Here is a 25052-nt window from a genome sequence, read left to right on the forward strand (position 1 = left end):
CCAGGGGGGCGCGCAACGGGCGACGGGCCGCCTGCGTGATGATCCTTGGACACCGTCACGACCCCAGAGGACCCTCATGCGTACGATCCGCGTCTCCCTCGCTGTCACCGCGCTCGCCGCGGCCCTCACCCTGACCGCCTGCGACAGCAAGAGCGGCGACGACGGGGCGAAGGCCGCCGACTGCGCGGTCGCCGTCAAGGTCGGTCCCGGCAACGCCGCCACCTCCGCGGGCGACACGGGGAACGTCCCGGTCACCGTCACGAACCGCGGCAGCGACAAGTGCACCTTCCACGGCTTCCCGGGCGTCGAGATGACCGGCGGCAGTTCCTCCTGGAGCGTCGCGAAGGAGCAGGACGCCAAGCCCGCGAAGGTGACGCTGCAGAAGGGCGAGGCGGCGACCTTCACCATCACCTACGTGCGCGGGGACGGCGGCTCGCTCAGCGCGCCGACGCGGACCGTGAAGATCAGCATCCCGGGCGCCGGCGACGCGAAGGCCTACCCGTGGTCGTACGGCGAGGTGGCGCTGAAGACCCCGGACACCCCCGACGCCTCGGTGAGCCCGATCCAGGTCGCCGGCGACTGACCGGTACCCAGGGCCGGGCCCGCGTCCGCCTCCAGGGCGGGCGCGCTCAGGGGAGCCGGGGCCGCTCCCCGGCCCGGGGTCGTTCCCCGACCCGGGCCCGGTCGGCGGCCGCGGCGCCCTGCTCCCAGCCGACCGCGTCGCCGACCCCGCGCAGCCGGGTGGTGACCGTGTCCGGGAACATCCGCTCCATGTGGTCCACGACGGCCACGTCCCGGGCCGCCAGCACCGGCAGCAGATCCCCCTCGGACCCGTCCACCTGCGCCTCGGCGGCAGCCCGGAGCCGGTCGCCGATGCGGTGCGCGTAGGCGGCCAGGAACGACTGCCGGAACGTCTTCGTACGCTTCCGGCCGCCCTTGCGCTGCGCCGCCTCCGCCATCGTCATCGCGGCGGTGGCCTGCACGAGCAACGACGTGTAGAGCAGCTCGACGGCCTCCAGGTCGGGCTCGAAACCGATGACCGTGGAGAAACCGAACGGCTCGTGCCACACGGCCCGGCAGCGGTTCGCGGTCGCCACCGCGTCCAGGAGCACCGCCTTGGCCGTCTCGTACGGCGGATCGACGCCTATGCGGCAGGCGCCCGGCGCGTCCTCGGTGTGCGCGCGGGCGGCGAGCAGCGCCTCGTCGATGCTGTGCCGGGCCATCAGCTCCTGTGCCTTGGCGCTGAGCGCCTCCGCCTCCTCCGGGTAGTCGGTCGCCTCCGCCTTCGCGAGCAGCGCGCGGATACGGGTGAGCATCCGGGACTCCGGCTGCTGCGGGGCGGCGGTCCGTCCGGGCGCGTCGAGCGGTTCGAGGGCGGGGAGGCGGAGCAGCAGGCGGTACAGCTCCAGCACGGCAGTGGCGTGCGAGAAACGGTCGGGTACGCGCGGAGGTTCCGGGTCCAGCTCCTGGAGCTGGGCGGTCCAGCGCGGTCCGGGGGACGGCCGCTGTCCGGCCTCCTTGAGGATCAGCGCCGACACCAGGCGCACATGGAGATCGTCCAGTTCGCGCCGCACCATGCGTACGACGTCGGCGGGCTGCCAGCCGCGCCGCCAGGCGGCGCCGACGAACTGTTCGCCGCGCAGGGCCAGTTCGCGGTCGGCCGCCGGATCGGCGGCGAGCAGCGAGGCGCCGGTGTCCAGGGTCGCGTCGGCGTCGTCGTAGAGGGCGGCGCGGAAGGCGCGGTCCACGGTGGTCGTCGTACTCACGCGTTCGATCGTGACATGAGCGCCGCCCGAACCCGTCCTGCGGCTGCCGACCGCCGCTACCGACTGCCGACCGCCGAGTGTCAACTTCGAGTTGACAGTAGCCAGGTGTCAACTTACGGTTGACACATGACGGCCAAGCCTCAGATCACAGCGAATCTGCGTCTCGACGACCTCATCGAAGCCATCAAGAAGGTGCACACCGACGCCCTGGAGCAGCTCCAGGACGCGGTACTCGCCGCGGAGCACCTCGGCGACGTGGCCGACCATCTGATCGGCCACTTCGTCGACCAGGCCCGGCGTTCCGGAGCGTCCTGGACCGACATCGGCAAGAGCATGGGCGTGACCCGGCAGGCGGCCCAGAAGCGCTTCGTCCCCAAGGAGTCCGCCGACCTCGACCTCAGCCAGGGGTTCAGCCGCTACACGCCACGCGCGCGGAACGTGGTCGTGGCCGCGCACAACGCGGCGAAGCAGGCGGGCAACGCCGAGACCGTGCCCGAGCACCTCGTCCTCGGCCTGCTCGCCGAACCGGAGGGGCTCGCCGCCAAGGCGATCGTCGCGAGCGGGGTCTCCCTGGACGCGGTGCGCGAGGCGGCGACCACGGCACTGCCGCCCCGCGCCGAGCAGGCCCCGGAACTCGTGCCCTACGCCCCCACTGCCAAGAAGGCCCTGGAACTCACCTTCCGCGAGGCTCTCCGCCTGGGCCACAACTACGTCGGCACCGAGCACATCCTGCTCGCGCTCCTCGAACTCGAGAACGGCGAGGGCCTGCTGTCCGGGCTCGGACTCGACAAGACCACGACCGAGGGACAGCTCGCGAAGGCGCTGGAGGAGATCAGCGGGGCCCTCGGACGGACGGCCACCGGACAGGAGGACTCCGGGCAGGAAACGACCGGTCAGGAGGACTGAGCCGGCCGGACGTGCCGCCCCGGCCGGGAGGGACCGTGCCGGCCGGGGCGGCACGTCCGGCCCGTTGTCAGACCCCCCTGCCAGACTCGCAGACATGACCGGGCGCTGGGCTCTCGCTCCGGCCGAGGACGGCGGCGTGGAGGTCGCCGCCCTCGGCCCGGACGGCCTGCTCTCCGGGCCCGTGGTCAGGGAGGAGGATCTCGCCGCGGCCGTGCGGGCACGGCCCGAGGTCACCCGATGGGTGTGGCGGTCCACTGCCGAGGTCCAGCCCCGTCTGCTCGCCACGGGGGTGCGAGTCGACCGGTGCTACGACATCGAGGCCGCCGAGACCCTCCTCCTCGGCCACGAGGGCCGCCTCGGCGAGCCCCGGTCGGCCGCCGCTGCGCTGGCCCGGCTGCGCGGCGGCCCCGTACCCCCGGATCCCCCGCCCCGCTCCGCCGAGCCGGGCTCACAGTCCTCCCTGTTCGAGCCGCGCCCCGTCCGCGTCCCGCTGAAGGACCTGGTCGAGGTGTACGCGGACCAGCAGCGCCGGCACGACGCGGCCATCCACCCCGACCGCATGCGGCTGCTCACCGCCGTCGAGTCGGCCGGGATGCTCGTGGCCTCCGAGATGAACCGGTCCGGGCTGCCCTGGAGCGCCGACGTCCACCGCGAGGTGCTCCACGAACTGCTCGGCGAGCGGTACGCGGGCGGCGGTGAACCCCGAAGGCTGGCCGAGCTGGCCGACGAGGTGTCGGCCGCCTTCGGCCGCCGGGTCAGACCCGATCTGCCCGCCGATGTGGTCAAGGCGTTCACACAGGCCGGGATCCGGGTGCGGTCCACCCGCCGTTGGGAGATCAAGTCCGTCGACCACCCCGCCGTGAAGCCCCTTCTGGAGTACAAGCGGCTGTACCGCATCTGGGTCGCCCACGGCTGGTCCTGGCTCCAGGACTGGGTGCGCGACGGCCGCTTCCGCCCGGAGTATCTGCCGGGCGGCACGGTCACCGGCCGCTGGGTCACCAACGGCGGCGGCGCCCTGCAGATCCCCAAGGTCATCCGGCGTGCCGTCGTCGCCGACCCGGGCTGGCGGCTGGTCGTGGCCGACGCCGCCCAGATGGAGCCGCGGATCCTGGCCGCGATCTCACGCGACCCGGCGTTCATGGGGGTGTCCGGCCGCGAGGCCGACCTCTACCAGTCGGTGTCGGACCGCGCCTTCTCCGGCGACCGTGACCAGGCCAAGATCGCGGTCCTCGGCGCGATCTACGGCCAGACGTCCGGCGACGGCCTGAAGAACCTCGCCGCCCTGCGCCGCCGCTTCCCCAGAGCCGTCGCGTACGTGGACGACGCAGCGCGCGCGGGCGAGGAGGGGCGGCTCGTGCGGACCTGGCTCGGGCGCACGTCCCCACCGGCGGCCGGCGCCTCGGAGGAGGCCACGGAGGAGGCGGGCATCCCGCAGGAGGACAGCCCGGAGGACACGGCGGGCGAGCCCCAGCAGTGGATGCCGGGGTACGCCTCGACGAACTCCCGCGCCCGCGGCCGCTTCGCGCGCAACTTCGTGGTGCAGGGCAGCGCCGCCGACTGGGCCCTGGTGATGCTCGCCGCACTGCGCCGCTCCTGCGCGGGACTCGCCGCCGAGCTGGTGTTCTTCCAGCACGACGAGGTGATCGTGCACTGCCCGGCCGAAGAGGCGGACACGGTGGCCGCCGCGATCCAGGAGGCCTCGGACCTGGCGATGCGGCTGACGTTCGGCGAGACACCGGTGCGCATTCCGTTCACCACGGCGGTCGTGGAGTGCTATGCGGACGCCAAGTGAGCGGCCGGGGCGGGCAAGCCGCCCGGTTCACCCCTCCGCCAGCCGTGCCCGCAGCTCCCCCACCACCGGGCTGTCCGTGCCGTCCAGCGCGGCAAGGGCGGCCGTCCACTGCCGTCGGGCCTCCTCGACCTCGCCGTCCGCGAGGTGGAGCAGACCCCGCTGATGGCGGGCGAGACCGCCGGCGTAGCAGTCGCCACGGCGGCCGGCGAGCCTCAGCAGCGCGTCGCACTCCCGTGAGGCCCGCTCCAGGTCGCCCCGCACCCGAAGCGCCCGCACCAGCCCGAGCCGGGTCTGCGACTCGCCCTGCCAGTGTCCATGGCCGTCGAGGATGCTCAGGCTCTCCTCGAAGTGCGGTACGGCGGCATCCGGTTCACCGAGCATCAGATGGTCGAACCCGATGTTGCAGTGCGCGGTGTGGCGGACGACGACATGGCCCATCCTCTCGCCGATCTCCAGGCTCCGGCGGTGGTGGTCGACGGCGGCCCTCGGGTCCGTGTGCGCGTAGAGGTTGCCGAGGTTGCTGTAGGTGATGGCCTCCTGCATCGGGTCGTTCAGCACCCGTGTGTGCTCCAGGCACTGCCGCAGCGTCTCACCCATCTCCTCGTAGCGGCCGAGCTGCTCCAGGAGCACCGCGCGCCGGTTGAGACCCCGGAGCAGACAGGAGAGACGGCCGAGGCACCGCCAGATCGCCAGCGCCTCGTCGAGCTGGGCGAGCGCGTCGTTGCCACGGCCCTTCAGGCAGTTGACCCCCGCCAGGTCGAGCAGCGCGAACGCCTCCGCGGGCGCGTCACCGAGCCGGCGCACCCCGTGCAGGGCGGCGCGGGTGAGCACCTCCAGCTCGGCGACATGGCCGCGGCTCTGGAGATGGGGCGCGATCAGGCGGACGAGCAGCGGGACATGGGCGGAGGTGTCCGCATGGCGCTCCACCAGGGCGACCATGTTGTCCCGTTCGAGGACGATCCAGTCGGCGGCGGCCCGGGCGGACCCGAAGACGGGCACGTCCGCCACGTCCGCGGCGTACGTCGCGGGCTGCGAGGGGGTCGCCCGGAGCCGGTCCTCGCGCTCGACACCCGACTCGACGGTGGCTTCGCAGGCACGGGTGGCCATGGCGGTGTACCAGCGCAGGGCGACTTCCGCGGGGCATTCGTCCGGGGGGTCCGTGGCGGGGTGGTCGCTGGGGTCCGGGGCGTCGTGGCGTCGGTCCGCGGTCCGTTCGCTGACCGCGGTCTCCCGGGCGTAGTCCCGGACCAGGTCGTGCGGCGCGTACCGCCCGTACGCCGTCTCCTCCAGGAGGGCGACATCGACCAGCCGGTCAAGGGCGGCCTCTGCGCGGCGCTCGTCCGTGCCGAGAAGCCGCGCGAGCAGGGCCGCCCCGTAGCCGGGCAGGTCCAGCGCACCGATACGGCCGAGGGCACGCGCCGCGTCCCGGTCGGCCTCGCGGTCCGAGGCCCGTAGGGCGTCATGGGCGACGGCGAGTGATCTGCGCACGCTCAGGTCGTCGTACTCCAGGTGGTGCAGCCGCCCCTCGGTGGCGGCCAGCTGACCGGCCAGGACGTCCGGTGCGAGCGCGCGTCGGGCGGCGAGCCGGGCGGCGACGACGCGCAGGGCGAGCGGCAGCCGCCCGGCCAGTTCGACGAGCGGATGTGCGGCGTCGAGCCCGTCCCGGCCGGAGACCGCGCGGAGCAGGGCGGCACTGTCCTCGCCGGACAGGGGCGCGAGCGGAACCCGGTGGGCGCCGTCGAGCGCGGTGAGCGGAGAACGGCTCGTCACGATCACCGCGCAGCCGGGTCCGCCGGGCAGCAGCGGTCTCACCTGGGCGGCGTTCGCGGCGTCGTCCAGCACCATCAGCGTGCGGGTGGGGGCGAGCAGGGAGCGCAGCAGGGCGGCCGCCGCGTCCGGGTGTGCGGGGATCCGGCGGGGCTCCGCGCCGAGGTCGCGCAGCAGTGCGGTGAGCGCCTGCTCGGGGGTTAGCGGGGTCATGCCGGGTGTGGCGCCGTGCAGATTGATGTAGAGCTGGCCATCAGCGAAACGTTTCCGCAAACCGTGGGCCACATACAGCGCGAGCGCGCTCTTGCCGACCCCGGCCATACCGCTGAGCACGGCGACACGAGGGGTGTCGCGCTCGGCGCTGAGGAAGCAGTGCAGTTCGCCGCGGGCGGCATCGCGGCCGGTGAAGTGCGCGGGCGCAGGCGGAAGTTGGGCGGGCCGGGGCACGGGGGGTGTGCTCGGGGCGCTGGCGGCCTCGGTCGTGGCTTCGGCGTCGGGCGCGATCCGGTCGTCCCTGCCGTGAGCCTTTCCACGGCCGGCGTCCGTGCCCCCGACGTGAGTACCGACGGTGTCCGTGCCCACAGCCTCCCCACCGTCGGCATTCCCGTCCCCGGCGTGGCCCCCTAGCCCGCGCACGCCCGCTTCGTCGTCCCGCAGGATCTCCAGATGGGCCTCGCGCACCGCGCCACCGGGCTCGACCCCGAGTTCCCCGATGAGCCGTTCGCGCAGATCGCGATGGACGGCCAGAGCCTCGGCCGAACGGCCTGTCCGGTGCAGTACGAGCATGAGCAGCCGGTGGAAGCCCTCCCGCAGCGGGTGTTCGGCCACCAGCGCGGCCAGCTCCGGCGCGAGACCGCCGAGCCAGGCACCGCCGAGGTGCAGTTCGGCGTCGTACCGCCACTCCAGGAGCAGCAGCCGCGCCTCCTCCAGGCGCTGCACCAGGGCATACCGGCCGGTCTCGGGAGACAGTCCGCTCAGCGGGGCCCCGCGCCACAGCGCGAGCGCGGCGGACGCCTCGCCGACCGTGCGCTCCCAGGCGCGGCCGGTGTGCGCGGCACGGGCAGCGGCGACGTGCCCCTCGAACACACGGACGTCCAGCTCGCCCTCGTCGACCCGGAGGAGATAGCCGGGCGGCACGGCCCGCAGCCGCTCGGGGCCGTCCTCGCCGAGGAGGCGGCGCAGCCGGGTGACGTGGTTCTGCAGGGACGCCTGCGCGGAGGCCGGCGGGGCGCCGCCCCAGAGGGCGTCCTTGAGCGCGTCGACCGAGACGACCCGGCCCGGCTCCAGCAACAGCGCGACCAGCAGGGCACGCATCTTGCCGCTGCCGATGGGATGGTTCTCGCCATCGGTGTCGTACACGACGGGCGGACCGAGCAACCCGAACCGCAGCCCGTAGCGCATAGCCGCCCCGATGCCCTTCCGTACGGCCCGACCGCCGTCCCTCACTTCACCGTGCGGCACGACTGCCGCTCACCGCTCTGCCGCGCGGCACAGCCGCCTCGTCCCGCCGCGGGCCTCGCATCCGCGTACGGCGAGTTCCGACCGTCCGGCCCACGAGCCCTCCGGCGAACCGGCCAGCTCATGGCTCCTTTCAGAACCATTGGCCCCATGTTAGCGATCTGTTGGCGTGGCCTGATGTGATCCTTTCATCGGATCTGGCCCGACGGTGCGCGCGTAGATGCGCAGCTCGGGGGAGTGTCGCCGCCGTGGCCGGATTCCGGAAACGCAAGGGCCTGGTCGGCAGAGGTGAACGACCGGGCCCTTCGTCGTCGTGGGGTACGCGGGGCGACCGAGACGGCCCCCTCGCCTTTAGAGCACCTTTAGAGCACAGGCGGTCGGCCGAGCCTCGTCAGGCGCCACACCGTGCGCCAGCGCATGGGCCGCCGCTCACCGCCCGAGGTGCGCAGACCCTCCACGAACCCGCCGAACCAGGCCCTCAGCCCGCCGACCGACCGTGTCCGCAGAAGGGTGACGGCGATCCAGACCCCCAGATGCACGGGGATGAGCGGCAGGGGCAGCCGGCGCCGTACGAGCCAGACACGGTTCCGCGCGGTGACCCGGTAGTAGATGGCGTGCCGGGCGGGCGAGGTCTTCGGGTGCTGAAGGAGCAGTTCGGGGACGTAGAGGATGGTCCAGCCCGCGTCGGCGGCCCGCCACGCGAGGTCGGTCTCCTCGTGCGCGAAGAAGAACTCCGCGGGCCAGTCCCCGGTCTCGGCGAGCATCGCCATGGACAGCGCGTGCCCGCCGCCGAGGAATCCGGTCACCGGTCCGCCGCGCATCGGATCGGCCGCGCCGACCCTCGGCACATGCCGCCGCTGGGTCTCGCCGTGCTCGTCGGCGATACGGAACCCGGCGATGCCGAGCCGGGGGTCGGCCGCGTAGAGATCCCGGACGCGCCGGAGTACGTCGGCTTCGACGAGCAGCCCGTCGTCGTCCAGTTCGACCACGACGTCGACGTCCCCGAACTCCCGGAGCCGGGCGAGGGCGACGTTTCGGCCGCCCGGGCAGCCGAGGTTCTCGTCGACCTCGATGCAGGTGACCTCGCCCGGAAGCCCGAGGCGCTCGGCGAAGTCGGGCAGTGGACAGCCGTTGCCGACGACGACGATGCGGGACGGTGCGAGGTTCTGCTTGGCGACGGAGGTGAGGAGGGCGTCGACCTCGGCGGGACGGTTGCCCATGGTGACGACCGCCACGGCGATTCGGGGCCCCGGCTCCCGCTGCGACACCACACCCACCCCATCCCGGCCTACGACTGTCCACGCGATGCTAGTCGTTAACCAAGAGGTCGCTCGGTGTCCTCCGGTTCTCCTCGCGCCGGATGATTTTCCGACCGGTCAGGCGCCCTCCCCTCCGCGAGCGGGCCCCACCCCACCGCCCCCGCGTCGAACCACTACCAGCACCGGTCACGGCGGTCACACCACCCCCACGGCTGAGACACCGGCCACCGCACGAAAGCCCACACGAAAGCCCACACAAAATCCCGCAAATACACCGAACACATCGAGCGTGAATTCCTGCGAATTACCGAACCAAGTACTCCGCCCAAAACTCGACGCTCGAATTCCCGCCCGGCCACCCAGCCCCGACTCCCCTTTCTTCGAATCGCACCCGTCCCGGTCGACATCACCGCCACCGTCGCCGTCACCACCGATCACCCCGCCGTCCCCGACCCCATCCCTCCCCACCTCCGCCCGAGCGTCGGCGCCCGCAGCACGCTTGACGACCGCGAAGCGACGGCCCAACAGGTCGGGTACCCTGGCCACGACCGCGCGCAGCGCACGCGAGAAACACAGAGAAACCGTAGAGAAAGGGGACGGAGGATCGGAGCCCGAAAGGCGCCGTGATTCCCACCGCCGATGCCGTCCATCCCGCAGGCTGGTTCGCCCAAGGAAATTTCCAGCCCCAGCAATCCTCATGTGAAGGAACTCGCCGCCCTCCGCCGCCGTCGGAACAGGCAGAATTCCGGAGTGACCCTGGTCGAGGGTTATGAGGAGCTGGATCTCGCCCTGCGGGCCGGGGTCCGTCCCCGCGAGCTGTATTTCTGCCCCGCGCTGACCGGTGACTCGGACCCGAGGGACGTCCTCGCGCGCGCCGCCGAGCGCGGAGCCGCCCTCTTCAGCCTGAGCCGTCAGGCCTTCGACAAGGCCGCCTACCGCGAGGGCCCGGACGGCTGGCTCGCCGTCGTACCGGACATCGAGACGGACCTCTCCCGGATCGAGGTTGACGAGACCTCGCTCTTCCTCGTGTGCGAGAGCGTCGAGAAGCCCGGCAACCTGGGCTCGATGCTGCGCACCGCGGACGCGGCCGGGGTGACGGCCGTCATCTCGGCCAACCCTGTGACCGACTGGGGCAACCCCAACGTGATCCGGGCCAGCAAGGGCACCGTGTTCGCCGTCCCGATCGCCTCGGCCGACTCCGAGGAGGTCAGGCGCTGGCTGGCGGAGCACTCCGTGAAGGTCGTCGCCACGACCCCCGACACGGAGGTCCTGATGGCGGACGTCGACATGTCCGGCCCCACCGCGGTCCTGGTCGGCAGTGAGAAGTACGGCCTGTCGGACCAGTGGCTCGCGGGCAGCCATACCAAGGCGAAGATCCCCATGTTCGGCCAGGTCGACTCCCTCAACGTCGCGGTGTCGGCCGCCCTGTTCACCTACGAGGCCGTACGGCAGCGCATGGCCGCGGGACAGCGCTGAGGACCACTGCTGCCTCACTTCGGGCTCACCGGTGGGAACGCCCGGTCGTAGAGGCGGCGCAGGTGCGGGTCGGCTTCGGCGCTGGCGCCGCACAGCGACACCTGGCCCTTGTCGGCGGCGACGAGGTAGCGGCGGCCCGTTTCGAAGGTCACCCCGCTGAGCTGCGGGAGCTGGTGCGCGGCGGTGCGCAGCCGCACCGCGGACGCGTCGCCGCCGCGGTACCAGTGGACCACGCGGAGTTCGACCCGGCCGTCCTTGACGGAGGTCGCCGTGCCCTCGAAGGCGGTGTGCATGCCGCTCAGGACGTCGACGCCGACCGCGGCGCATCTGTCGCTTCCCTCCACGGGGACGGTCAGGGTCATCGGGCGTGCTGTGGCCGTCGGGGCATGGGTCAGGCCGGCTCTCACACTGATGCCGCCGATGACCGCGACCAGCGCCGCGACAGCCACCGCCGCGAGCAATAGAGGGCGACGGCGGGTCAGAGAGGAACCTGGTCGTGGCTCGGGTTCTAGGCGGGCGCTCACGGTCGCTTCGAGGAGGCGGTCCAGGTCGGGCGCGGGGACGTGCGAGGTCCGCGCGACGTCGATGGACTTCAAGCGGGCCAGCAACTGGTCGTCGTTCACCGGGCGCTCCTTCCCGCACGCGTCGTGCGTCCGGCGTGGGTGCCGTTCTTGCGTTCCAACAGGGCGGCAAGTCTCTTCTTGCCGCGGTGCAGCCGGATGCTGACGGCGTTGGGCGTCAGCCCGGTCACCTCCGCGATGGCACGCGGGGTCAGTTCCTCCCAGGCCCACAGCAGGACGACTTCCCGGTCCCGGGCGTTCAGTGCGGCGAGCGCGTCGTGCAGCGCGGTGTGATCGGCGTCGTCGGGCCGCTGCGGCGGCAGCACGGCGCGGGTCAGCCGTTCCACCAGGCGCAGTCGGCGCCCCTCCGCGCGGCGGGCGTTCGCCAGGCAACCGCGGGCGACGCCGTAGCACCAGGGCAGTACATCGTCGGCGGGCACATCGGGACCCGTCCCGAGTCCCGGCACGTCATCGAGGCGGCGCCACAGCACGAGCATGGTCTCCGCGAGGATGTCGTCGACCGAGCCGGCGTCCGCCCGCCGTAGCAGATATCGGTGGAGCGGATCCGCGACCGCACGCATCAGCATCTCGAAACGGGCCTCACGAGCCCGGGCAGACTCCTGCCCCACGATGGATCTCACGTGCGTAACTGTCCGGCACCGGCCGGATCATTTCGTCGGCTCCAGGAACCCGTGAGTGAAAGAAGGGCTGCCCTGCCGCACAGAGGACGGGTGAAGGCGACGGCGGCCACCGGCCCCGCACCGCTCGTCCCGCTTCTCCCATCGATCCCGGCCGGAACCTGGAGGCTCCTCATGAACGTCCGCACCGAGACCCACGACATGCCGCACGTCCCGAAAAGGCACCGCTTCCGACTGGCTCTCGTCGGAACGGCGGCGGCGGTCCTCGTGTCGGGCGGCGGGGTCGCCTGGGGCACCACCACCTCCCACCAGGCTTCCCCGTCCCCGTTGGTCCTCACGGGGACGGCGTCAGGTGGCGCCCGGTGCGCCGCCCCGACCGTCGCCGGCCTGCGCCACGACGCCACCACGGCGTTCGAGGGCACGGTGACCTCCGTCCGCGGCGACCAGGTCACCTTCCACGTCGACCACTGGTACCGCGGTGGAGGCGCTTCCACCGTCCGGATCAAGAACGTCAAGGGCTCGGAGCCCGACCTCACCTACGCCGTCGGCGGGCACTGGCTCGTACCGGCCCGGAAGGGTGTGCTCCTCGCGTGCAGCGTCGTCGGCGCCGACCCCACCATGCGCCGCCTCTTCCAGCGGGCGTTCGCCCAGGCGACGACACCGCCGCGCAGCGTGCCGGTGACGGCGCCGGGGGCCTGACCGCGACCGGCGGCGGGACCTACGGACCCCGGCCCCGGGCCGGGGTCGACCCCAATTCCCGGCAATCGGTGCCCAGTAGCGAAGAAAATGCCTGTCCGCCCGGATTGCAGAGGCCTTGAAGGGACCTCATCGTCCGTGCCCGGAAGGCACTTTCGCACTTCAGATCACGATCTGGACGCCACCACGGACGGCAACGCGGACCCTTCGCCAACTGCCCTTACTGCCCGGGGACCTGACCGGCCGGAGCAAGAGTCAGTCCCGTCGACGAACCGTCGAAGGATCGTCGACAACCTGTCGAACTCCGGCTTGTCCACGGGGGTTTACTGGACAGTCGCGTCTGTCCACGCGGACAGCCGGACACGGTCGCCCGTCCCTTCTGTGGACGGTCGAGGCCGACAGTCGATAAGGAGCACGGCAATGCTGAAGAAGTCACTGGTGGCGGTTCTGAGCGCTTCCGCCCTCGCGGTAGGGGCGCTCGGGCTGAGTGCCGAGTCCGCGTCGGCCGCTTCCACCTGGAAGCTGAAGGCCACCTGCAGCTCGGTCAACATACGAGCGAACTCCAACGCGAGCGCGAAGATCAACGGCGTCGCTTACAAGGGCGACCTCATGAACGGCACGAAGGTGGACTACAAGGGCTACAAAGACATCAAGGTGGACAAGGCCTGGATCTACGGCAAGGTGGTCCGCAAGGACCACAAGGTCATCTACGGCTGGGCCGCGCTCAAGTGCTTCAACCCTTACGAGCAGTAAGGGAAACAGGTGGCGAGCCCGCACGGCTGGCGTCAGCGGCACTCTCGCCAGAGGGCGGCCACAGAAGCTGCCTGAAGGTTCGCCCCGGCGCCGCCGACCGTGATCTCGCTCTGCCAGACGCCGCGCCGTGAGGCACCGGGCATCCGGCTCGGGCCGACCGTCCATCCCGGTCCTCGGCCCGGGCTGTCACACCAGCGCCGGGCCGGAGTCACAGGCGCACGATGACCAGGGCGGTGTCGTCGGTGGCGTCTCCGGGTGGGAGCAGGTCGTTGAGCACGGCGTCGGCGAGGGTTTCGGGGTCGTCTGCCTGGGGGCGGGCCAGGGAGTCGGCGAGCCGGGCGAGGCCGGTGTCGATGTCTTCTCCGCGGCGTTCGCCCAGGCCGTCGGTGTAGAGCGCGAGGACGGCACCCTCGCGGAAGGCCGCGACAGCCTGGGGCGAGGGGCGTGTTCAGGACGGGCGGCCAGTGGGGGGTCGGTGGCCTGGTCCAGGAACTCGACGGTCCCGTCCCTCCGTAGGAGCGCGGGTGGGGGGTGGCCGGCGCTGCTGTAGGTGATGGTGTGGGTCTCCCAGTCGATGAATGCCGTGGCCACGCTGGTGTTCTCGGCGCCGTCGACGGTGCGGGCGTACAACCCGAGGACTTCCAGGGCGCGGGCGGGGCCTTGGGCGACGAGGGAGGCGGCGCTGAGGGCGCTGCGCAGTTGTCCCATGACGCCGGCCGCGGGCAGGCCGTGGCCGACGACGTCACCGACGGCGACGGCGAGGCGGTCGCCGTCCAGGTTGACCAGGTCGTACCAGTCGCCGGCCACATGCAGTGCCTCGGCGACGGGCCGGCAGCGAACGGCCGCCGGGTGCCAGCCGACCGGGCGGGGAGCGGGCAGCATGGCTTCCTGCAAGTCACGGCTCGCCCCATGATGTTGTCGGCCCAAGGGCGGCTGCACGCGAACGATGATCGGGTACAGGGCTCGGGGCGCAGGCGAGGCACTTCGCGCCCGCTCCCGCCGCCGTCGCCGCATCCACTGAACGAGAAAGCCCCAGGTCGGAGTGGTTCCGACCTGGGGTTCTAGGATGAGCCGCCTTCGGGATTCGAACCCGAGACCTACGCATTACGAGGACTGCCGCGATCGGGGTGGGGGGTTCCGACCCGTGCCGCGCGGTGCTGTTTCCTCAAATCAGCGCCGCGCGGCACGTTGCCGCGTCCGGCCAGGGATGGCTTGTGCCGCGCCATCCGCTCACGCATCGCTCACGCAGACCGACCCGCGCACCGCAGCCGTTCGGTTGCAGCACGGTGGAGGCCGCTGCTTCATCCGCCTCCCTCGGCCGACGCGCGAAGTTCGCCTATTCCCTCTGCATCCGTGTCCTTGACGGATCCGGAGAGGCGATGAACGACCACCCAGCGGCCGTCGGGCAACGCTCCGGCGAAGACCCTGGATTTTCGGGTGGCACCGTTGTGGTAGGTCAGCGGCAGATCTCCGACCCGGCGCCAGGTGAGCGCCGGCTCACCGAGGGACTTGTCGACGACGAGCCCGGTGAGCAGGCGGGCGGCTGTACGCGTGCTGGCCCACATACCGCCGGCAGGCAGGATGGCTCCGGTCAAGTCCCATGGCTTCGAAGGGCGGCCGAACCAGTTCGATGCCAGCAGACGCTGGTCCTCGGGTGGTCTGGCGATCACTGCCCCCGCAGGCAAGCCGAGAGGCACGAGCACGTGCTCACCGACCAGTTCCTCGTAGTCCTGGCCGGCAGCCGACATGAGTGCAGCGCCAAGCACGGCGTACCCGAAGTTGGAATACTCCTCGCGCTCGCCCGGGCTTGAGGTGACCAGACTGTCGAGACGACCCACGAACTCGTTGAGCCGAGTCTGCGTGAAGTCCCTGTACGGGTTGAACAGGCCTGTGTCAGGAGGCAACCGTGGAAGGCCGGAGGTGTGGTCGGCGAGGTGTCGAAGAGTGACACCGGTACCGGCCGGCGCGCTCAGCCACCGTTCGACCGGGTCGTCGAGGGAAACAACGTGCTCCTCGGCAAGCACGGCAAGGACGGTTCCGGTCAGGACCTTGGTGAAAGAGCCCAGCTCCACGTACGCGTCGGGATCATGCCCGCCGGTCACACGAGGAGCATCGAGGTGACTGCCGATGACGCAAGCGGAAGGGCGTCGCACGGAGAGCCTTTCAGTCGGCGGAAGCGGCCGCTACCGGTTCGAGGTTCTGCGCCGCAGTGCTGCCAGTCTCGTCCGCCACTGCTTTCTCCTTGCCGCGCTGGCTCAGCTTTCGCGCTGCCTGCAGTGCGCGGGACAGTTCCGGCGACAGGAAGACGAGGTCGCACGCGATCATCGTCAATGCGAATCCGGTGAGCCCCATGAAGAAGCCGATGGAGACGTGGAAACCGATGGATGCGGCGGCCACCCATGGACGGAGGGGCCGTACCAGGACTCCCACGGGAAAGTAGACGAGAAAGATGACAGTTGCGTAGGTGCCGAGGTACACCAACAGGTCGTTGTTGTACACGAACTGTGAAATGCCGGGGAGTTCGAACTCTGGTACACGCATGATGTAGAAGAGCGCGGTTCCGTCCTGCCACGCTTGCCCCTGCACTTTGTAAAGCCCGCTGACCATGTAGACCAGGCACATCTGCACCGCGATCGCGGTGACGCCCAGGTTGTGCAGTGGGACACCGGAAGCTCGAACGGCCTTGGGTACGCGCTGCGTTACCCGTTGCCCCAGAGGGGATCGCAAGGAGAAATGATCGTAGCAGCGCGTGAAAAGCAGCATCGGGACGACGAGTTGCATGAGGTTGTCGCCGCCGTCCATCAGCGCCGACTGCCGCTGGTAGAGCGACCACAGAAGTATGGCGTGCACCGCCAGGACGGGCCGACCCCCGATACCCAGCGTGACAGCCAGAGCAGCGATCAGTCCGAGGTGAAACAACACTTCGAACGTGATCGGCGAGCTGCTCCACGCGTAGACGCTAAAACTTCCCGACTCCTTCAATTCGTCGAGGAAGAGGTGATAGGGCAGCAGTGTGTCGTTTCCGGGACCGAAGAGGTAGTGTCGGTCCCCGTACTGGCTGACATAGAACATGAGGCCGACGAACCCCAGTAACGCCCTGGTTCCCGAGACACCCAGGACCGCGACAGGGCGGCCGGCCCAGGTGTCGATCTTGTTTAATAGTTTCACTGCAGATCAGCAGCTTTCTTCCATGGAAAGTCGTATGCGTCGACCTTGTCGCGTGCGTTGGGATTGTCCCTCTGCGACCAAGGCGGGAGAGACCGGACGTACATCCGGACCTGCACTGCCTGAAGATCACGACCGTCCCTGCACACCTGAACCATCTGAGTCAGCGCATACCTTGAGAGGTAGTTCACCGCTTGATTTTGCGTGCGCTTCTCGTACGGCAACAGCGGAATGGGGTTCTTTCCCGACTCCTTCGCCTTCCCCTTTTCTTTCTGCTCGCGGAGGCGCCTCAGGAGGTCGTCGGTCGAGTTGTACTGCTGAATGCCATTGCTGACCACCCGGGACATTCGCGAGGGAAAGAACCTGTCGTTCTGGACCCTCTGGACGGATGGGCCCGTCACGTCGTAGTACTTCGTGACCTCGCCGTCGCTGCAGCGACCCCGCGCGATGATCCCCTGATCGACCATCACCGGATCCGGGGCGAAGAGCATCCAGTTTTGTGAGAAGTACGGCTGGAGGTAGGCGTTCAGGAGTGGCGCCAATTGCACCTTGGCAGGACTCAGCGGCGTCTGGGAGAAGGCCGCAATGGAGAAGTGGGCGCCCAGGAGGGCGGCACCGGCAAGCAGTACCGCCCTCTGGACGCGACGAGTCGCCGTCACCTATCGAACGCGGTCGCGCTGGAGACACCGTCGGAGATCTTGGCCGGCGCGGCGAACACACCGCCGAGGCTCAGGTTGTCCGTCAGCTGTCCCAGGGCGTGGCCCACGGAAGGGCAGGCGGCCCTGGCGTGCACGGCTGCCCGGGCGGCCGCCCGGCCGACCGCGCTTGCGACAGCCTTGGGCTCAACGGCGTCACCCTTCTTGGCGGTGGCCACCTGCTCGGCCACCGGCGCGGCCGGCGTGGCCTGGGCCGAGCCCTGCATGGTCAGTGCAAGGCAGGTGCCCGCGACAGCGGCACCGATGACGGCGCCGACAGTTCGCTTCTGCATTGTTCCCCATTTCATGTTATTGGTGAATTGCCCACAACCCTCACGGTTCCCGGATCCCGTCGGTGCCCCTCTGGATGAGAGCGCCACCAACCCCCGGGACGATCCCCCGCCTCCAGGTTGGAGCCAGCTGCAGAGCAGCCGTTCGTAGCAAACGAAGTCCGACACTTAGTTGTCAGGCCCTTGGTCGCGTTCGCTCCTGACTGCGACTTTAGCTGTGCACATGACCATGACACAACCCACATTTATTGAGACACCTGGGACTCATTTGTGAGGCTTCTGCGACTCACCGCGCCGGAACTTTAGGGGTTATCAAGACAAACAAGGAGGAAGGTTCCGACGCCACACCTTGCCGAATTCTGGCGTTTCGTGTTTGGTTATGTCGTCCGTGGGTGAGTCGTCAGGTGGGCCCCACGTTGGTCGCCTCTGGGGCGGGCGCCTGGTAGCGAGAGGGAACATCGCGATCGTGGGGACAGGTCCGAACGGGCTGGCGGCTGCAGTCGTCATGGCCCGCGCCGGATTGCAGGTGGAACTCTTCGAAGGCCACCACGAGATCGGCGGGGGTCTGCGCAGCACGTCACTATTCGACACTGACATCACGCACGACGTATGCGCGGCCGTTCATCCCATGGCAGCCGCGTCGCGGTTCTTCCGGGAGTTCGATCTGGCCTCGCGTGGAGTGCGCTTATGTCTGCCCGAGATCAGCTACGCCCACCCACTACCCGGCGCGGCTGCCCTGGCTTACCACGACCTGGAGACAACCTGTGCTCAACTGGGGGCAGACGGCGAATCCTGGCGGCGCTTGATGACTCCACTGTTGGAGCGCAGCTCCGACGTGGTCGACCTCGCCCTCTCCCACCACCGCGCCATTCCGCAGGACCTGCTCGCCGCAGCCAAGTTCGCTACGCGGACTCTCACGGTCGGCACTCAGCTCGGACGGCGCACTCTGACAACCGAAGCCGGCAAGGCCCTGCTCACCGGTGTCGCGGCCCACGCCATGGGGCGACTGCCGAGTCTTGCCTCGGGCGCGATCGCACTCCTGCTGGGACACCTCGCCCACGGTAGCGGCTGGCCCCTTCCAGAAGGCGGCAGCAGCCGCATCGCCGAGGTCTTGGCCGCAGATATCACCGCACACGGCGGCACGTTCCATACCGGATGCAAGATCGATGATCTGAGGCAACTACAGGGAACACAGGCGGTGCTGTTCGACACCGCCCCGAAAGGTCTCCTCCAAGCCGCCCGCGAGTTGCTCCCTGCCCGTTACGCTCGCCACCTCGCCCGCTTCCGCCACGGCCCCGGGGCCGCCAAGGTGGACTTCCTCGTCAACGCTCCCATCCCTTGGAAGGATCCTGACGTAGGTCGGGCAGGCACCGTGCACCTCGGCGGGACGCAGGCACAGATACGTCACCAAGAAAGCCTCACCGCCGCAGGTTTCGCCGCACCAGAGCCCTTCGTCCTGGTCGTCGACCCTGCCGTGGCCGACCCCACTCGGGCTCGAGACGGAAAGCGGCCGGTGTGGGCCTACGCCCACGTACCGAACGGGAGCTCCCAGGACCCCGTGCCCATGGTGCAGGCACGTATCGAGCACTACGCGCCCGGCTTCGGAGACACCGTCATCGCCAGCCGCGGTATCAGCGCCCGCGACTACGAGACCTACAACCCCAACTACGTCGGCGGGGACATCAACGCCGGGGCTGTGACTCTGAAGCAGAGCGTGCTCGGCCCAGCCCCCCGTGTGAATCCCTACCGCACGCCGCTCCGCGGCGTGTACCTGTGCTCCGCATCCACGCCGCCAGGACCTGGCGTGCACGGAATGTCCGGTTATCTGGCCGCCCGTTCCGCACTGAGGCACGAATTCGGCATTCACACAACACCAATCCTCGCCCCCAACCAGATGGCCCGCACCGGTCCATGAGGTGGCGGGCACGACAGGCCGCCGAGGTCCCTCGTGCACAGCCTGCGCGGCCTGGGTACGTCACTTGCCCTGGCCCAGGCCCCGCGCGACCGCGGACCGGAAACTTGTTAATGTGCGAGCCATGACAGCTGATGAACATGAAAAACCTGGCACGGAGCAGGAGTTAGCGGCATCTCCTTGGAGCTGGGGAAACCTGGGCCCGGTCGGCGGCTTCCTCTTGATGCTGTCTGGACTCGGTCTGCTCCTCTGGGGGTTCCTGGGCCGGTCCAGCTCCAGCCCTTCACTGATCTACCAGGCCGCGAAGGTCGTGGCGATCGGCCTGGTGGTCACCGGTACCACTCTGGTGGCGCGCCGACGCGACTCGTCACGGCGCCCCGACGCAGAGACCAAGCGTGCTTCACGGTCTTGAACCTTCCCCTTGATCGTGGATCGACGACGACTTCGCCAGCCTCGACCACGAATGGGGGACGGACCGCACCAACCCGCCAGCAGGCCGCCCTTGTGCAGCCTGATCCCCGCGTCGGGCTGCTGGCCGAGCACCTGGTCGAGGCCCTGGCCTGGCAGCACTGTTTTGCCCATCGCACGGGCTGATGCCTCAGGCGTTTCATGTGACGCCGAAGCCGCGTAGCGCAGACAAGCCGCAGGAAGGGCTGATGCCCTCGCCACCGCGAACGGCGAGGGCATCGGCCTGCCTAGCAGTGCCGGCCGGGCGCATGGAGCCTTCGGTGTCTACCGGCGCTGTCGGTGCTGTCGATGCTGTTCAGTAGGCGTAGCCGCCGCTGCGATCTTGGGGCTACGGCTCTGGTGGGTAGGAACCGAGCCGGCAATGGTCGAGCGTCGGCGAGCGGCCTCGGCACGGCCGCTGGGTGCCGGGTTTCGTCCGGTGTGCTGGATGCGGGTGATCAGGACTCGGGCAGGTTGACGGGCAGCGGTCAGCTCGCGTTGGGCGGCGGCTCTCGGCTTCCTCCCACCCAGCCAGAGCGAGAGGTGTTGAGCGCAGATCCGCTGCGTCGGTTCTCGACAGCGGATCTGGAGCGGCGCCGGCCCACCATGGGGTGAAGACACGAGCGCGCCGTACCGCCCGGGGCTGTCCTTCGGTACTCCGGGCGGGGTCTTTTGTGGGTGCTACAGGGAGGCCCGCAGGTCCTCCAGGACGCGCCAAAGCACCGCCATGTCCAGCTCACTGGCCTCGGCAGCGGCTCGCCCCTCGGCATGCCACTCCCCGAGTAGTTCGCGCCATGCGGTCTCGGCGCGCATGACTTCGGTGCGGATATCCGCCAGCGCCAGGTCGGTTTCCGTGCGGAGCCGTACGAGGTCGGCGGGTGTCAGGCGCAGAGTGCGGATCGTCATCGAGCCCTCGATGCAGCGGGGTACGGCCAGCTCCACACATGGCTCCGGATCGGCGACGCCCACCAGCTCCTCTTCCGGCAGCAGCCGCAAGGTCAGCACGCCGAGACCACCAGCTCGGCCCAGACGGTCTTGCCCGAGCGCATTTCGTCGTAGCCCCAGCGGTGTGACAGCGCCTCGACCAGTACCAGGCCACGCCCCGGCTCATCGCCGCCAGCGACCCGATCCATCTTCGGCAGGGCGTGGGATTTGTCGGTGACGCCGATGCGTACGAGGTCGTTCGTGACGCGCTGGACTGATACCCGGACCAGACGGCACGAGGTGCGGCGGATCGCGTTGCTCACCAGCTCGTAGACGATCAGTGTGCCCGCATCGGCCAACTCGCCTATGCCCCAGGTGTTCAGCGCGGCCGAGACGAGCCGCCGGGCACGACGGGCCGTCTCGGGCTCGCAGGGAAGGGTTCGGTGTAGCCGGGCGATCCGATTGCAGTGGGTCTGATCATGACGCTCACGGGGTCGTCTCCTCGGGGCTGGGATGTCCAGCCCGCAACGGGGGAATACGGGCGGGACTCTCCTCCACTGCCGCCGAGGGAGAGCCTGGACCTGCCCGGCGACGCCAACGGCCGTACGGAGAACCGGAGTTTCGCCTCAACGAAGTTGCGGAGAATTGCGCAACCTCATCCGAGGCAGTCGATCGCTGCGTTGATCAATGCATGGGCGGCGTTGCCGTGAACAGCCATCTTGGTCAGTTCCCCGAACGCCTTGCGGTAGTCGGCGAGTTCGCTTGGCTGCACCACGTTGAGCTCAGCCGTGAGGGTTTCCACGACGCTGCGTGTGCCGTCATGGAAGTAGAACGCCTCCAGCGGCCACATGGCCCTTTGAGCCGTGAAGGGGATGATGCCCAAGGAGACGGAAGGAAGTGGCATCACGGTGAGCAGATGCCTCAGTTGCCCGGCCATGGTCTCGGCGTCGCCGACGCGGTAGCGCAGGACGCACTCCTTCATGAGCACAATGAACCGGTGTCCGCCCTCGTACAGGAACCGGCTTCCGGCGACGCGGGCGGCGACGGCCTCGGAGACATCATTGGGAGTGCCCTGGAAGTCGGTGATGGCCTCCATCAGGGCCGTGGCGTAGGCGGGGGTCTGGAAGAAGCCGGGCACGACGTTGGAGACGTATGCGCGAGTGACGCCGCTCTGCGCGTAGCGGTCGTAGATGTCCTCCTGGGTCTTGCCCATGCCCATCCGATGGCTCCTGCGCCACTCCACGTACATCGAGTCGACAGCGCGAGCCGTGGCGATCAGGTCTTCGGCCTGGTCGGCGGCACCACAGGCAGCACACCAAGCGCGGATGTCCACATCGGTGGGCTGTACCTCACCCTTTTGGATGCGCGTGGTCTTCGCGGGGTGCCAGCCGCACCGGGCGGAGAGTTCCTTCCCGGTAACGCCGGCGTCCTTACGAAGGTGCGTCAGGCGCGCGGCGAGTGCTTCACGGGCGGCCTGAGCACTGGACGAAGGGGAGGCGGGCATAGGGCGGGCGGGGTCAGACGGTGTACTTCTCGTGGTCGACGGCACGCTCCCACACGGCCTCGAACGCATCCGAGCACAGCTTGACCACGGCAGGGTCCTCGCTGAACTCCTTGGGCGGATCCGCCCGGTCACCATCCCCGGTGATCGAGCGCCTCGTCGCCGCCTCCGGACTCCCGCCGATCCGGCTGCACGACCTCCGGCACGGGGCAGCCACGCTCATGCTCGCCGCCGGCATCGACGTGAAGATCGTCTCCGACACGCTCGGGCACAGCGACACCCACATTACGCGGGACATTTACCAGAGCGTCCTGCCCCAGGTCGGCAAGAACGCCGCCGAGGCCACCGCCAAGCTGGTCCCGCTCCAGCGGAAGACCGAGGCGGAGGAGGCCCGCAAGGCCGCCAAGAAGGCCAAGGACAAGGCGAAAGCCGAGGCCAGGGCCAAGAGGAAGGGCAAGCGGAAGAAGCCCAAGAAGTAGGGCACCGGACCGCTCCGCTCACGCAAGCCATCGGCCGTGTGACGCGTCATGCCCCGAGCAACACAAAAGGCCAGGTCACGGGCTATGTGACCTGGCCTTCACCGGAGCCGCCTTCGGGATTCGAACCCGAGACCTACGCATTACGAGATCGCCAGAGCGTTGCCCCAGGGTTCGCTTCCGCTCCCTGTTCTTGCCGTCTGTGCAGGTCAGTAAGCACAGGAGCGTCCGGGCCGTGCTGATCATCCACGGGGTTTCACCGTCTTTCCGGACCCATCTCGGACCCACGAGGGTCCCCGCGGGGGGCTGTCCCGGCACCAGCCGGGCGGGCCTCCGAGTCAGCGGCGAGCCGAAAGCGCCTCCAGCGCAAAGGCCCTTGCGACGCAGAGTGTGGACTACGGCAAATGACCGTGGACGGGGTGGAGCCCCGGCCTCGTGCGGCCACTTCCGGCATGGAGCCGGCGCTCGTACACCGTCACCCGTCGCCCACGGACCTGCACGTCCGCCACGATCGTGAAGTACTCCCTCAACACGGCTGCCTTCACCCTGTCCCGCTGCCCCGACACCGGCCGGGCCACCGGGGCCGCGTCCGTCACCAGCAGTATCCGCCGCTGGGTCAGCATCGAGGCCCGAATGCGGGCCGGCCCGGCCTCCTCGCCCTTCAGCGTCCCGGAAGCCACCGGGCTCTCGGCCAATGCGATGTCCCGCAGACCGGCGAAGGCACGGGGCGAGACCAGCGCAGTGTCACGCCGAGCCGCAGGGACGAAGAGGACCGCGTCCCCGGTGTTCTTCAGTCTCTGGACATCAGCCGCTATCGCGAGGACGTCGTCCACCCTGCTCGCCGGGGACCGTTTGGCCAGCGACTGCGGCAGCAGCGCAACCACCGCCACGGCGACCGCCGCAGGGACGAGCCACTTCGATGCTCTTGGGAACCGCGGCCTGGCCGCCCGTACCGCCGCGTCGAGCCCGGTACCGATCAGCAGCGCCAGTCCGAGGAGGCTGAACAGGATGTACCGGTCCACGAACAGCGGCTGGATCAGGGAGAGGCTGATCAGCCCGAGCTGGGGCACTGCCAGCATCGGGAGGCCGACAGACGCCACGGACAGTCGGCCGGACCGCGGCCGGTCCAGTAGGGCGCCGAGACCGCCGATCGCCAGGAGGACTGCCGGGCCGATCATCATGTGCCAGGTCAGTGGCGGTATCCAGGAAAGCTGATCGGACTGCCCCCGGCTGAACAGGATCAACGGCAGTGCGCACACCACCGCGGACGCCGAGGCCACTGCCCAGCGCGTCCACTCGCCGGGGCGAGCCCGCGTCCAGACCAGGGTCACCGCATGCGCGGGCAGGATCAGCAGCGACAGCCAGTTCAGCAGCGCGCACAGCAGGATCACGCCGCCGTACGCCGTCCAGCGCGCAGCCCCGCCGTGCCGCTGAAGCAGGGTGACCAGAAGCAGCGTCGCGCCTCCCGCACCGGCCGCGACCAGTGCGTAGGGGCGGCCTTCCTGAAGGAAGAACTGCGCGGACGGGATCAGCCCTAGGGCCAGCCCGCCTCCCAGGCCCGCCCAGAATCCCGCCAGTCGTCGGCCCACGACGGCCACACAGGCCGCGGCTGCGGCCATGGCGAGCACGGACGGCAGGCGCAGCGTTGTGGTACCGGGCCCGAAATACTTGAAGAGGACGTGCATCAGGAGGTAGTAGAGCCCGTGCACGGCGTCGACCTGCCCCAGCATGTGCCATATCTCGCCGGCCGACCGCTGGGCCACCTGCCAGGTCGCGGCCTCGTCCCGCCATACGCTGTGCTTCCGGGACAGCCCCCACAGGCCAAGGCCCAGAGTCCACACCATAGGGACCGGCCAGACCGGCAGGCGATGCCGTAGTCCGGCTGTGTGAGATGCCATGAAGTGGGCGGATCCTCGCTGGGTGTCATGAACAGAACCAACACTCCAGACGATGAAAGCTCCCGATCGGTGCCATCCGTTGGGCAGATGTGGCGTGTTGTTCAAATCACATGAGCACCCGATCTTGTGACGTCCCATTACATGATCAATGTATGTAAAGTGTGCACGCCTCGAAGATCTTTTCGAGATTTTCGTGAAACGAGGGGAACCACAAGTGAAGAAGACAGTCATCGGACTGGCGATCGCCGGTGTGGCGATGCTGGGGGCGTCTCCCGCCATGGCGCTGAGCGCGTACTCGCCCTCCGCGAAGGCGTATGCCGAAACGCACGCCAGCGACTCGCAGGTGTCTCTGACGATCTACACGGACCAGTACGCGCACACCGACTACTACCGGACCACGGACCCGTCCGACCCGTACCACCTGTGGAACAAGAGCGCCAAGAACACGACCGCCTGGAGCGGCAAGGGCGGCAGGGTCACTCAGATGCGTACCTGCAACTGGGTGAAGGACAACGACGACGAGTGCAGCAGGTGGTACCGCTAGGAGTTCTGGGCTCTCCATGGCGCAGTGACCGACCAGTCACTGCGTGAAAGGCCCTGATTGTTGGGAGGCGTGTGAGACCGACGCGCCTCCCAACCGTCTTTCCGGCGCGCGTGCGATCGGCCGGACCGA

At 69.5% G+C, this 25052-nt stretch carries 22 protein-coding genes and 3 pseudogenes; 9 read left to right on the top strand and 16 right to left on the bottom strand.

Annotation, left to right across the window (positions count from 1 at the left end):
• Positions 1 to 76 precede the first annotated feature (76 nt).
• Entirely contained in the window at positions 77 to 583 is a 507-nt protein-coding gene (locus ACFYX0_RS14350) for a DUF4232 domain-containing protein (protein WP_388970174.1), read from the top strand.
• Between the two features lie 46 nt (positions 584 to 629).
• On the opposite strand, the gene ACFYX0_RS14355 is transcribed toward ACFYX0_RS14350, so the two are convergent.
• A complete protein-coding gene (locus ACFYX0_RS14355; RefSeq protein WP_388970176.1) occupies positions 630 to 1766 on the bottom strand; it encodes a DUF2786 domain-containing protein in 1137 nt (378 codons plus the stop codon).
• Positions 1767 to 1892: 126 nt separating this feature from the next.
• Here ACFYX0_RS14355 and ACFYX0_RS14360 point away from each other — a divergent pair, with 126 nt between their 5' ends.
• Positions 1893 to 2672 carry a Clp protease N-terminal domain-containing protein gene (locus ACFYX0_RS14360; protein ID WP_388970178.1) on the top strand — a complete coding sequence of 260 codons (780 nt, stop codon included), beginning with the start codon at positions 1893 to 1895 and terminating at the stop codon, positions 2670 to 2672.
• Positions 2673 to 2766: 94 nt separating this feature from the next.
• Entirely contained in the window at positions 2767 to 4464 is a 1698-nt protein-coding gene (locus ACFYX0_RS14365; RefSeq protein ID WP_388970180.1) for a bifunctional 3'-5' exonuclease/DNA polymerase, read from the top strand.
• A 27-nt stretch (positions 4465 to 4491) separates the two neighbouring features.
• On the opposite strand, the gene ACFYX0_RS14370 is transcribed toward ACFYX0_RS14365, so the two are convergent.
• A complete protein-coding gene (locus ACFYX0_RS14370) occupies positions 4492 to 7632 on the bottom strand; it encodes a BTAD domain-containing putative transcriptional regulator (protein ID WP_388970311.1) in 3141 nt (1046 codons plus the stop codon).
• 419 nt (positions 7633 to 8051) lie between these two features.
• Positions 8052 to 8966, bottom strand: coding sequence for a glycosyltransferase (locus tag ACFYX0_RS14375; protein ID WP_355913028.1), 915 nt, complete (start codon positions 8964 to 8966; stop codon positions 8052 to 8054).
• Positions 8967 to 9587: 621 nt separating this feature from the next.
• Between ACFYX0_RS14375 and ACFYX0_RS14380 the strand changes: the two genes are divergently transcribed.
• Positions 9588 to 10424 carry an RNA methyltransferase gene (locus ACFYX0_RS14380; protein WP_311694836.1) on the top strand — a complete coding sequence of 279 codons (837 nt, stop codon included), beginning with the start codon at positions 9588 to 9590 and terminating at the stop codon, positions 10422 to 10424.
• A 14-nt stretch (positions 10425 to 10438) separates the two neighbouring features.
• On the opposite strand, the gene ACFYX0_RS14385 is transcribed toward ACFYX0_RS14380, so the two are convergent.
• Positions 10439 to 11047, bottom strand: a complete 609-nt coding sequence (locus ACFYX0_RS14385) for a hypothetical protein (RefSeq protein WP_388970182.1) — start codon at positions 11045 to 11047, stop codon at positions 10439 to 10441.
• Complete coding sequence (locus ACFYX0_RS14390; protein WP_388970184.1) at positions 11044 to 11625, bottom strand: RNA polymerase sigma factor; 582 nt, start codon at positions 11623 to 11625, stop codon at positions 11044 to 11046. The genes ACFYX0_RS14385 and ACFYX0_RS14390 overlap by 4 nt, the downstream gene beginning before the upstream one ends.
• 171 nt (positions 11626 to 11796) lie before the next feature.
• Between ACFYX0_RS14390 and ACFYX0_RS14395 the strand changes: the two genes are divergently transcribed.
• Entirely contained in the window at positions 11797 to 12321 is a 525-nt protein-coding gene (locus ACFYX0_RS14395) for a hypothetical protein (protein ID WP_388970186.1), read from the top strand.
• A 417-nt stretch (positions 12322 to 12738) separates the two neighbouring features.
• Positions 12739 to 13071 carry a hypothetical protein gene (locus tag ACFYX0_RS14400; RefSeq protein WP_311694843.1) on the top strand — a complete coding sequence of 111 codons (333 nt, stop codon included), beginning with the start codon at positions 12739 to 12741 and terminating at the stop codon, positions 13069 to 13071.
• Positions 13072 to 13279: 208 nt separating this feature from the next.
• On the opposite strand, the pseudogene ACFYX0_RS14405 reads toward ACFYX0_RS14400, so the two are convergent.
• The 5 genes and pseudogenes from ACFYX0_RS14405 to ACFYX0_RS14425 form a co-directional block, all read right to left on the bottom strand.
• Positions 13280 to 13965 (bottom strand): annotated as a pseudogene (locus tag ACFYX0_RS14405) (PP2C family protein-serine/threonine phosphatase); the annotation flags it as partial.
• A gap of 407 nt (positions 13966 to 14372) precedes the next feature.
• Positions 14373 to 15173, bottom strand: coding sequence for a serine hydrolase domain-containing protein (locus ACFYX0_RS14410; RefSeq protein ID WP_388970189.1), 801 nt, complete (start codon positions 15171 to 15173; stop codon positions 14373 to 14375).
• Positions 15174 to 15234: 61 nt separating this feature from the next.
• Positions 15235 to 16143, bottom strand: coding sequence for an HTTM domain-containing protein (locus ACFYX0_RS14415; protein WP_388970192.1), 909 nt, complete (start codon positions 16141 to 16143; stop codon positions 15235 to 15237).
• Between the two features lie 92 nt (positions 16144 to 16235).
• The gene (locus ACFYX0_RS14420; RefSeq protein WP_388970194.1) at positions 16236 to 16895 is read right to left on the bottom strand and encodes a DUF5819 family protein; all 660 of its coding nucleotides are present in this window, start codon (positions 16893 to 16895) and stop codon (positions 16236 to 16238) included.
• Positions 16892 to 17224, bottom strand: coding sequence for a hypothetical protein (locus ACFYX0_RS14425; protein WP_388970196.1), 333 nt, complete (start codon positions 17222 to 17224; stop codon positions 16892 to 16894). Before ACFYX0_RS14425 ends, ACFYX0_RS14420 begins: the two co-directional genes overlap by 4 nt.
• A 463-nt stretch (positions 17225 to 17687) precedes the next feature.
• Here ACFYX0_RS14425 and ACFYX0_RS14430 point away from each other — a divergent pair, with 463 nt between their 5' ends.
• Positions 17688 to 19136 carry a phytoene desaturase family protein gene (locus ACFYX0_RS14430; protein WP_388970198.1) on the top strand — a complete coding sequence of 483 codons (1449 nt, stop codon included), beginning with the start codon at positions 17688 to 17690 and terminating at the stop codon, positions 19134 to 19136.
• Positions 19137 to 19865: 729 nt separating this feature from the next.
• Here the strand turns inward: ACFYX0_RS14430 and ACFYX0_RS14435 are convergent.
• From ACFYX0_RS14435 to ACFYX0_RS14455, 5 genes and pseudogenes are all read right to left on the bottom strand, one after another.
• Positions 19866 to 20090, bottom strand: a pseudogene (locus ACFYX0_RS14435) (mobilization protein); the annotation flags it as partial.
• Between the two features lie 171 nt (positions 20091 to 20261).
• Positions 20262 to 20585: a hypothetical protein gene (locus ACFYX0_RS14440; protein WP_388970200.1), complete on the bottom strand. Its 324-nt coding sequence runs from the start codon at positions 20583 to 20585 to the stop codon at positions 20262 to 20264.
• Positions 20579 to 21025 carry an ATP-binding protein gene (locus ACFYX0_RS14445; protein ID WP_388970313.1) on the bottom strand — a complete coding sequence of 149 codons (447 nt, stop codon included), beginning with the start codon at positions 21023 to 21025 and terminating at the stop codon, positions 20579 to 20581. Before ACFYX0_RS14445 ends, ACFYX0_RS14440 begins: the two co-directional genes overlap by 7 nt.
• 134 nt (positions 21026 to 21159) lie before the next feature.
• The gene (locus ACFYX0_RS14450; RefSeq protein WP_388970202.1) at positions 21160 to 22008 is read right to left on the bottom strand and encodes a helix-turn-helix domain-containing protein; all 849 of its coding nucleotides are present in this window, start codon (positions 22006 to 22008) and stop codon (positions 21160 to 21162) included.
• A 13-nt stretch (positions 22009 to 22021) separates the two neighbouring features.
• Entirely contained in the window at positions 22022 to 22243 is a 222-nt protein-coding gene (locus tag ACFYX0_RS14455) for a DUF6879 family protein (RefSeq protein ID WP_388970204.1), read from the bottom strand.
• Here ACFYX0_RS14455 and ACFYX0_RS14460 point away from each other — a divergent pair.
• Positions 22149 to 22484: pseudogene (locus tag ACFYX0_RS14460) on the top strand (tyrosine-type recombinase/integrase); the annotation flags it as partial. The gene ACFYX0_RS14455 and the pseudogene ACFYX0_RS14460 sit on opposite strands and share 95 nt — an antisense overlap.
• 392 nt (positions 22485 to 22876) lie before the next feature.
• Here ACFYX0_RS14460 and ACFYX0_RS14465 read toward each other — a convergent pair.
• On the bottom strand, positions 22877 to 24325 hold the full coding sequence (locus ACFYX0_RS14465) for a hypothetical protein (protein WP_388970206.1): 1449 nt from the start codon (positions 24323 to 24325) through the stop codon (positions 22877 to 22879).
• Between the two features lie 268 nt (positions 24326 to 24593).
• Between ACFYX0_RS14465 and ACFYX0_RS14470 the strand changes: the two genes are divergently transcribed.
• Positions 24594 to 24923, top strand: a complete 330-nt coding sequence (locus tag ACFYX0_RS14470; protein WP_388970208.1) for a hypothetical protein — start codon at positions 24594 to 24596, stop codon at positions 24921 to 24923.
• Positions 24924 to 25052 lie beyond the last annotated feature (129 nt).

Origin of the sequence: Streptomyces sp. NPDC002573 (assembly GCF_042889625.1) — a bacterium.
In the GTDB taxonomy this organism is placed as follows: Bacteria; Actinomycetota; Actinomycetes; order Streptomycetales; family Streptomycetaceae; genus Streptomyces; species Streptomyces gibsoniae.

Excerpts from the sequence above, each read along its gene's own strand:
- ACFYX0_RS14350 (WP_388970174.1), top strand. The coding sequence starts at position 77 with ATGCGTACGATCCGCGTCTCCCTCGCTGTCACCGCGCTCGCCGCGGCC.
- ACFYX0_RS14360 (WP_388970178.1), top strand. The coding sequence starts at position 1,893 with ATGACGGCCAAGCCTCAGATCACAGCGAATCTGCGTCTCGACGACCTC.
- ACFYX0_RS14365 (WP_388970180.1), top strand. The coding sequence starts at position 2,767 with ATGACCGGGCGCTGGGCTCTCGCTCCGGCCGAGGACGGCGGCGTGGAG.
- ACFYX0_RS14370 (WP_388970311.1), bottom strand. The coding sequence starts at position 7,632 with ATGCGCTACGGGCTGCGGTTCGGGTTGCTCGGTCCGCCCGTCGTGTAC.
- ACFYX0_RS14380 (WP_311694836.1), top strand. The coding sequence starts at position 9,588 with ATGCCGTCCATCCCGCAGGCTGGTTCGCCCAAGGAAATTTCCAGCCCC.
- ACFYX0_RS14395 (WP_388970186.1), top strand. The coding sequence starts at position 11,797 with ATGAACGTCCGCACCGAGACCCACGACATGCCGCACGTCCCGAAAAGG.
- ACFYX0_RS14400 (WP_311694843.1), top strand. The coding sequence starts at position 12,739 with ATGCTGAAGAAGTCACTGGTGGCGGTTCTGAGCGCTTCCGCCCTCGCG.
- ACFYX0_RS14415 (WP_388970192.1), bottom strand. The coding sequence starts at position 16,143 with ATGTTCTATGTCAGCCAGTACGGGGACCGACACTACCTCTTCGGTCCC.
- ACFYX0_RS14425 (WP_388970196.1), bottom strand. The coding sequence starts at position 17,224 with ATGCAGAAGCGAACTGTCGGCGCCGTCATCGGTGCCGCTGTCGCGGGC.
- ACFYX0_RS14450 (WP_388970202.1), bottom strand. The coding sequence starts at position 22,008 with ATGCCCGCCTCCCCTTCGTCCAGTGCTCAGGCCGCCCGTGAAGCACTC.
- ACFYX0_RS14455 (WP_388970204.1), bottom strand. The coding sequence starts at position 22,243 with ATGCCGGCGGCGAGCATGAGCGTGGCTGCCCCGTGCCGGAGGTCGTGC.
- ACFYX0_RS14465 (WP_388970206.1), bottom strand. The coding sequence starts at position 24,325 with ATGGTGTGGACTCTGGGCCTTGGCCTGTGGGGGCTGTCCCGGAAGCAC.